Raw genomic sequence first — 7,028 nt, 5'->3', positions numbered from 1 at the left:
AGCAAAATGGTCAATTAACAATTATCGAATTTGGAGGAGAAAACATTAAATACCCGATCATTGTAGACGGACAAGCCAACTATGATGTTTTAGACATTATAAATAAAAACGAAGAGTGGCTCGAAACTAAAATCGTTGAAAACGGCTTTCATAAAATTACTGAAGTCTATCTAGGAGAATATATTTCGGGCGAATTAAAACTCTACGGCTATCATGATTAAACGCCACTCATATTAAAAAAGGATAATGAATAAATTTATTTATTTTTCTTTTCCAGTAATGTAAAACAAAAGCCCAAGAAAATAATAATTTTCTTGGGATTTTACTTATACTTTTTTTGAATCGCGTTTAGTTTTTCTTTCGACTTAGGCATAAATCATGAATATAGTACAAGGCATTATGCTTTATCGTCACTATTTGTCACATGGAATGTAAATCAGTTCGTAAACAACTTTGTGGTAATTTTTGCATAATTCTTGCACTCCAAAATGCTCGTTTATACGGCGTTCCAACTCCCGTTTACTGCATTCATCCTCAAAATACGCGTGGAAAAAGGATTTTGAAATCATTTCTGTTTTTTCAAAAGTAAATTGTTGCACAAAAAATTCTTGCTTCTCTTTTTGAAGAAAGTTTTTGTAGTCTGCCATCCATTTTAACTCTGGGTTCACTTCCTGATTATAAGGAGAAAATAAGCTATCTTCATCCTTAACCAATCGGAAGATAAGGCACCACTTTTGACTGAGTTGCCACAATTCTTTTATCTTTTCAGGACGATTCAAAGCAGGATTCATTGCGGAAAAAACAACTTGAAATTTTTTATTTGTTTTAATCAGTGCCTCTTGGCTAATCCTAAGGAAATCGACATGCTCTGATTTTCTTTTCTCTCTTGCCAGTTCTAACATCTTTGGTGAAATATCTGCTAAAGTATATTTCTTAACTTGGTCCTGAAATACGGACAAGTAACGCCCGCTTCCTCCTGCAATATCTAAAAGTGTTTGACAAGGTAGAATTTTCTCTTGTACAAGGAACTTTCCTAATTCTTGAGCAATCGGGAAAGGCGATTCCTGTTGTATTTCTTCATATTCTTCAGCAAAACCATCCCAAAAATAGACGAGCTCTTGTTCTTCTTCAGTCAATTTCCTTTTTCCTCCTGATATGCATTTCTTGCTTATACAAGTTGTTCTTGATTTTCTTGTTAATTCTAAAACATTTTAGAATTATTGTACTATATCTGCCTGTTTAATCATAGAAAAAAACCACCCAAAGAGTGATTTTTTATAAGAATTGTATTAATCTTTTGTTTTACCCAAGAAGAATGATACAACGGCTACCACAATAACGGCACCGATGATTGAGGGAATCAAAGCCATACCGGCCAATGAAGGACCCCAGCTTCCGAGAAGGGCTTGACCCACAGCAGAACCAACTAAACCGGCTAAGATATTAGCAATCCATCCCATAGATTTACCTTTACTTGTGATTGCTCCTGCTATCACCCCAATAATTGCACCAACAATAAGTGACCAAATCATAAAAATACCTCTTTCCTTTAAAATAATATTATAATTTCATAACAATTTCATTCTAACAAAATCATAATATTCAAGCAAACAACTTGTTTATTATTTTTAGGTAAGCTTAAGCTAGAGGTTACATTGTTATATTATGTCACTAATTATTTACTCTGTTTCAGTGCTTCTTTAAAGATTTCAACATTTTCTTTAAAAATGTATTTACTCAATTGTTTACTTAGCATTGGACTAACATTACGATAAGCCATAGATGGTGTATTAGGGACACAATAGTAATAAATGCCTTTTTCTTTATAGATTGAGTCCTTCATTGTTGTGAAATGGTTCCCTTCAATAGTATTCCCCGCATCAGCTGCCGTATCTATGATGAAACTTCCTCTCTTCAGTTGTTTTTGATCCTCTAAGGATAAAACGGGGGCATTACTCGCTCCAACTTCGATACCATTGATGATAATATCGTAAGCGCTAAAAGTTTCCTTAAAAACCGGAAGTGTCCGTCGGTAGAACATTTTTACATTTGAAGAAAATTTTGAAACTGCATGAAAGGCGCCTTGTGAGACATTTCCTGAGCCAAGAACTGCTATGCTAGTGCTTTCATCTGGTAAAATGCCAAACTTCAGCAGAGCATCTAAAGTACCAGCATAACCAGCAAAAAAACTATTACGTTCCATAATGCCTGATGGTATCTGTGTTTCGATGACTTTATCCTTATAATAAATAGCAGGGAAATTATTATCTAAATCAACAACAATAAGCTCTTTAGGAATGGCTTGTTCTTTCATGAAAGACTTACCAGAGCCATAAGGATGGGTCCAACCGATGATGATTTGGCCCTTTTTAATATAGTCATAGTCACTTGGCTGGATAAGTTTCAATGAAAAAATCGCTTCAGACTGTTTGAAGACTTCTTCTCTTGAAAGGATTTTACACCCTGCTTTTTCATATTCAACATCTTCAATATCTAAAAACTCTCCAAATCCAGTTTCAATCAGCAATTGATTATCAAAATCTGTAATGTCTTGTGGTAATAGTGGAACACGACGTTCTCCTGGGAAATTTGCCTTAATAAAACCTAAAATCATAATTTTCTCCTTCTTTCTATTTTTTGAGATACAAATTGTATTATTTACCAATTTTGTATCCCCTTTCATTATTCTATCACTTTTATTTTTTAAATCCTATCAATATCTTTCTGAATTTTCGGAATATTACTCCATAAGTCAGATATATGTGCAATCTAAGCTCTTATTTTTTTGGAATAATGAAAAAATAATAAACCAATCATTTGAATCCGCTTTCCAGATGTGTTAGTTTAAGAATAGAAATGTATGTCAGCACATACTAGAAAAGAGGTATTTTATGATTTGGTCACTTATTGTCGGAGCCATCATTGGCTTAATTGCAGGAGTCATCACTAAAGGAGGCTCCATGGGCTGGATTGCCAACATCTTAGCCGGTTTAGTCGGTTCTGCTGTGGGGGTCAAGCCCTCCTCGGAAGCTGGGGGCCTTCATTGGCCGGTATGGCTTTGATTCCCTCAATCATCGGTGCCGTTATTGTGGTAGCCGTTGTATCCTTTGTTTTATCAAAAATGAGTCATTAATTTTTTCGTTAAAGCATCTAGAAAGGAGGCCTTGTGTCATCTGGAAAGAAATTTATTCTCATCGTATTTGATCTCCTCCTACTTTCTGTTGTAGTTCCTTCAGCTTGGGATTACTACAATTTAGTGGAGTATGGCGATATGACAAGTGCTTCAAGTCAAGTCGTCTATATCGGTGAATACGTACCTGTCTATCTATTCTGGGGAAATGCTATCTTGGCTGTTATTTTAATAATTGCCTTACTCATCATCGCATTTTATCCTCGTACCTATATTGATATTGAACTACCTACTCATGGTGGAAAACTCACTTTAAAACGTTCAGCTATTGAAGGACTTGTCCGTGAGAAAATTCTCGAAAATGACTTTCTCAAATCTCCGCGCATTAATGTTACACTCTATAAAAAGAAAATAAACATTGATGTGAAGGGGGAAATCATTCCTCGGGTCGAAATTGCTGAAAAATCACGATTGCTCGAACAAGAGATTATTGATAGCTTAAAACTTTTCTTTGGTGTAGATCAACCTGTAAAAATAAAAGTTGAAGTAAATGCATTAAATAAAGAAACAAACAATAAACGCTCTCGCGTTGTATAGGAGGTGTCAATGGATTATCTGGAAAGATATCGATATCCAATTATTGGTGGCATTATCGGTGGTATAGCTGCCATTGCCATCTTCACTATTGGTTTTTGGAAAATGGTTCTACTGTTGATATTAATTGGCTTTGGTGTAATAGCGGGCTTATTTCTACAAAAGACTGGAATCATTGAACACTTAAAAAATCGGAAATAACTTAAAAATAAGGAGAATTAAATGGTACAAGAAAACATGAAACCCTTTGGAACAATGGCCGAAACTGAGCATACTGCTTCTAAGAATCACGAAAATACTCAGGATATCAAAGGAGAATTAACTTACGAAGACAAAGTAGTCCAAAAAATTGTAGGATTAGCTTTAGAAACCGTGGATGGCTTACTGGCTGTTGAAGGTGGCTTCTTCTCTAACTTAACTGGAAAACTTGTAAATACGGATGACGTAACTTCTGGAGTTGATGTTGAAGTGGGCAAAACACAAGTTGCAGTAGATTTGAAAGTTATCACAGAATACCGTAAAAATGTTCCAGAAATTTATAACCGCATCAAGGATGTTATCCGTAAAGAAGTTGCAAACATGACGGACCTAGATGTTGTAGAAGTTAATGTAACAGTTACAGACATTAAGACAAAAGAACAACAAAAAGATGACGAAGTAACTGTCCAAGATCGTGTGGTTGACGCAGCGCAAACGACAGGAAAATTTACCTCAAAACAAGTCGATAAAGTAAAAGATAAAGTTGACGACATAACGCCTGAAAATGGGAGAGTAGAGTAAGCATTTCCGCTTCTTTCTTAAAATCTAACTTCTAAGTTGGCCTCTATGATAGGGGCCTTTTGGCTATCATATCTTATTTTACTTTTGGAAGTGACTCTTTTTGGAGGAAAGTCAATGTTTAAATATAAAATCCTTAAAGCTTTAGAAGTTGCTGCTTCTAAAATAGCTCCCCTTGAAAGTGAAGAGGATAATACCTTATTTTACTTTTATCAACCTGACCGTCAATTTTTCAAACATCTAAATAATCAATATCAACAGGATCTCTCTTCTTTGTTTTATGATAAAAAAGAGGCTAACTATTTCTTTAATAAGGGAGAGAATGGAAATGGATATATCACTTTACTTCTTCTCTATCCAAGAGAGAGGGAGGAAGCTGAATTTGAGCATATGGTTGACTCTCTACTTATTTTAAAGCTTGAACATTCAGTAATGATTATTACTGAAGATAAAGAAGACTTCGTCTTAGAATTCCTTAAAGACTGCCAGAAGGAATTAAAAACCGAAGAAATTTTGGTTGACTTGATTAATGCAGCTCTTGCTAAAATGACCGCAGATGCGCAAAAAATTAGGGATGAAATTATAAAACTAGAGACCTCGATTAATGATAATGGTCCTACACGCTCACTCTTCAGTCAATTACTTCAACTCAAAAAATATTTAATCAGTTTATCCCTAACCTATGATAGTGATGACAAAATAATAGAATTTTTTAAGCGTGAAAAAAATACTTTGAATTTAGACGAAAATGGACATAGCGGCATTATAAAACTTGAGGAAAATTTAGACAGTTTAAAAAAGCTTACTCAAGCCTATAATAAATATCTTGCTAGCTTAGATACAATGGTCAACAATCTAAGTTCCTTCCGTCTCAATACCATAATGAAAACTCTCACCGAAATTTCTATCGTTTTGACTATACCAACCATGATTTATGGCTTTTGGGGCATAAATCTTAAACTTCCCTTTGAAGAATTCTCCTTTGGTTTCCTATTGGTTTTGGCGATTTCGCTCGCCCTTAGTGGTGGTGTCTGGTATTGGTTGAGAAAAATAAAACTTTTATAAAAAGAAAAACATCCAACTTTAGGATGTTTTTTATTTCAAGTGAAAATATTTATTAAGCTTTTGCATATTTTGCAGATTCTTGGCCAGCTTGACGTCCAAAGATAATGATATCAGCGACTGCATTTCCTCCGATACGATTACCACCGTGCAAACCACCTGTAACTTCACCAGCGGCATATAAACCTTTTATTGGTTGACCATCTTCTTTTAGAACTTGTGTTTGTGTATTAATTTTGACACCAGCCATAGTGTGATGAATTCCTGGTGCAACTTTAATAGCATAAACCTTTCCAGAAATATCATTGGTCATCCCTGTTGTACGTCCAAATTCTGAATCCTTTTTATCGGCCACTGCTTTGTTCCATTTAGTCACTGTTGCTTTAAGTTCTTCTGGTTTTATATCAAGTTTTTTCGCAAGTTCCTCAACATTATCTGCCTCAACAACCATATTTTTAGAAATATATTGATCTACAGCTTTAACTTTATCCTTTGTTCCTTCACCAAAAATGGCATAGGCATATTTGCCATCTTGTTTGAGCTCCGCTGCGGAAACTTTATCACGTGTATCCATTTCATTAAAGAAACGATTACCTTCTTTGTTTACGAGAATAGCTCCCTCACCACGAATTGACTCAGATACAAGATATCCTGTTTTTTGGAAAACAGTAGGGTGAATTTGAATTTTATCCATATCAACCAAAGCACCTCCAAGAGCGGAAATCATTTCAATCCCATCCCCAGTAGAACCAGCTGCATTAGTGGTGACATAGTCTTTCAAGTCAGGACGATATTTAGCAATCATTTTCTGATTGGCCCCAAATCCACCTGTTGTTACAACGACAGCTTTTGAGTCAACTTGTTTTGTTTCACCTTCGATTTTAACTTCGACACCTGAGACTTTTCCGTCTTTTTCATTTATTTTTGTCACATCACTATTAACAAAAACTGGAATATCACGTTTAGATATATTTTCTTCTAATCCTTTAACAAGATAAGCTCCGACAGCTGAACCATCATGTGGACGGTGTGTTCTAGAAACACTCATCCCACCTGTAGTCGTTAAATTATCAAGGACTATATCATTCTGTGCTAACCAATCTACTGCTGCTGCAGAATGATCGACAAAGTAACGAAGGAGTTCTTTATCATTTGTTCCTCCACCACCTTTAAGTGTTTCTTCATAAAATTTATCATTTGAGTCTGTAACACCTTGTGCTTTTTCGACAGATGTTTCCGAAGCGTTCAATCCAGCAGATGCTTTGGAAGTGTTTCCGCCAGCCATCGGCATTTTCTCAAGAATAACAGGATTCATTCCCGCATCCTTCGCCTCGATAGCTGCGGTCATCCCTGCACCACCAGAACCAACGATGATGACATCATAGCTTTTTTTCAAGCTTGATGGTTCTGCATAAGTCATAGTTTTGCTGGCGCCTGTTTTAGCATCAGTCTTTTCTGATGAACT

Annotated in this window: 9 protein-coding genes and 1 pseudogene; 6 read left to right on the top strand and 4 right to left on the bottom strand. The window is 35.5% G+C overall.

The window, feature by feature from the left end; all coding sequences use genetic code 11:
• On the top strand, positions 1-221 hold a 221-nt coding region (locus LACDD01_RS01415), incomplete at its 5' end, for a YetF domain-containing protein (protein WP_156468506.1).
• A 192-nt stretch (positions 222-413) separates the two neighbouring features.
• Here LACDD01_RS01415 and LACDD01_RS01410 read toward each other — a convergent pair.
• From LACDD01_RS01410 to LACDD01_RS01400, 3 genes are all read right to left on the bottom strand, one after another.
• Positions 414-1,136, bottom strand: a complete 723-nt coding sequence (locus LACDD01_RS01410; protein WP_061412925.1) for a class I SAM-dependent methyltransferase — start codon at positions 1,134-1,136, stop codon at positions 414-416.
• 153 nt (positions 1,137-1,289) lie between these two features.
• The gene (locus tag LACDD01_RS01405; protein ID WP_014024978.1) at positions 1,290-1,532 is read right to left on the bottom strand and encodes a GlsB/YeaQ/YmgE family stress response membrane protein; all 243 of its coding nucleotides are present in this window, start codon (positions 1,530-1,532) and stop codon (positions 1,290-1,292) included.
• A gap of 143 nt (positions 1,533-1,675) precedes the next feature.
• On the bottom strand, positions 1,676-2,614 hold the full coding sequence (locus LACDD01_RS01400; protein ID WP_061412922.1) for a N(5)-(carboxyethyl)ornithine synthase: 939 nt from the start codon (positions 2,612-2,614) through the stop codon (positions 1,676-1,678).
• Positions 2,615-2,891: 277 nt separating this feature from the next.
• On the opposite strand from LACDD01_RS01400, the pseudogene LACDD01_RS01395 reads away from it, so the two are divergent.
• The 5 genes and pseudogenes from LACDD01_RS01395 (at position 2,892) to LACDD01_RS01375 (ending at position 5,566) form a co-directional block, all read left to right on the top strand.
• Positions 2,892-3,133: pseudogene (locus LACDD01_RS01395) on the top strand (GlsB/YeaQ/YmgE family stress response membrane protein).
• A gap of 33 nt (positions 3,134-3,166) precedes the next feature.
• On the top strand, positions 3,167-3,727 hold the full coding sequence (amaP, locus tag LACDD01_RS01390; protein ID WP_061412919.1) for an alkaline shock response membrane anchor protein AmaP: 561 nt from the start codon (positions 3,167-3,169) through the stop codon (positions 3,725-3,727).
• A 9-nt stretch (positions 3,728-3,736) separates the two neighbouring features.
• On the top strand, positions 3,737-3,925 hold the full coding sequence (locus LACDD01_RS01385) for a DUF2273 domain-containing protein (protein ID WP_014024981.1): 189 nt from the start codon (positions 3,737-3,739) through the stop codon (positions 3,923-3,925).
• A 21-nt stretch (positions 3,926-3,946) separates the two neighbouring features.
• Positions 3,947-4,504: an Asp23/Gls24 family envelope stress response protein gene (locus tag LACDD01_RS01380; protein WP_061412916.1), complete on the top strand. Its 558-nt coding sequence runs from the start codon at positions 3,947-3,949 to the stop codon at positions 4,502-4,504.
• A gap of 114 nt (positions 4,505-4,618) precedes the next feature.
• Positions 4,619-5,566, top strand: a complete 948-nt coding sequence (locus LACDD01_RS01375) for a magnesium transporter CorA family protein (RefSeq protein ID WP_061412913.1) — start codon at positions 4,619-4,621, stop codon at positions 5,564-5,566.
• Positions 5,567-5,618: 52 nt separating this feature from the next.
• Here the strand turns inward: LACDD01_RS01375 and LACDD01_RS01370 are convergent.
• A partial coding sequence (locus tag LACDD01_RS01370; RefSeq protein ID WP_061412910.1) for a flavocytochrome c occupies positions 5,619-7,028 on the bottom strand: 1,410 nt, incomplete at its 5' end.

The sequence above is a fragment of the Lactococcus sp. DD01 genome, from assembly GCF_001578715.1.
Classification (GTDB): Bacteria; Bacillota; Bacilli; order Lactobacillales; family Streptococcaceae; genus Lactococcus; species Lactococcus petauri.
The sequence above is the reverse complement of the archived record's forward strand: the minus strand, read 5'-3'. Positions and strand labels throughout refer to the sequence as shown.

What these genes read in the sequence shown, in the direction of transcription:
- LACDD01_RS01405 (WP_014024978.1), bottom strand. Translation starts at nt 1,532, where the DNA reads ATGATTTGGTCACTTATTGTTGGTGCAATTATTGGGGTGATAGCAGGA.
- LACDD01_RS01400 (WP_061412922.1), bottom strand. Translation starts at nt 2,614, where the DNA reads ATGATTTTAGGTTTTATTAAGGCAAATTTCCCAGGAGAACGTCGTGTT.
- LACDD01_RS01385 (WP_014024981.1), top strand. Translation starts at nt 3,737, where the DNA reads ATGGATTATCTGGAAAGATATCGATATCCAATTATTGGTGGCATTATC.
- LACDD01_RS01380 (WP_061412916.1), top strand. Translation starts at nt 3,947, where the DNA reads ATGGTACAAGAAAACATGAAACCCTTTGGAACAATGGCCGAAACTGAG.
- LACDD01_RS01375 (WP_061412913.1), top strand. Translation starts at nt 4,619, where the DNA reads ATGTTTAAATATAAAATCCTTAAAGCTTTAGAAGTTGCTGCTTCTAAA.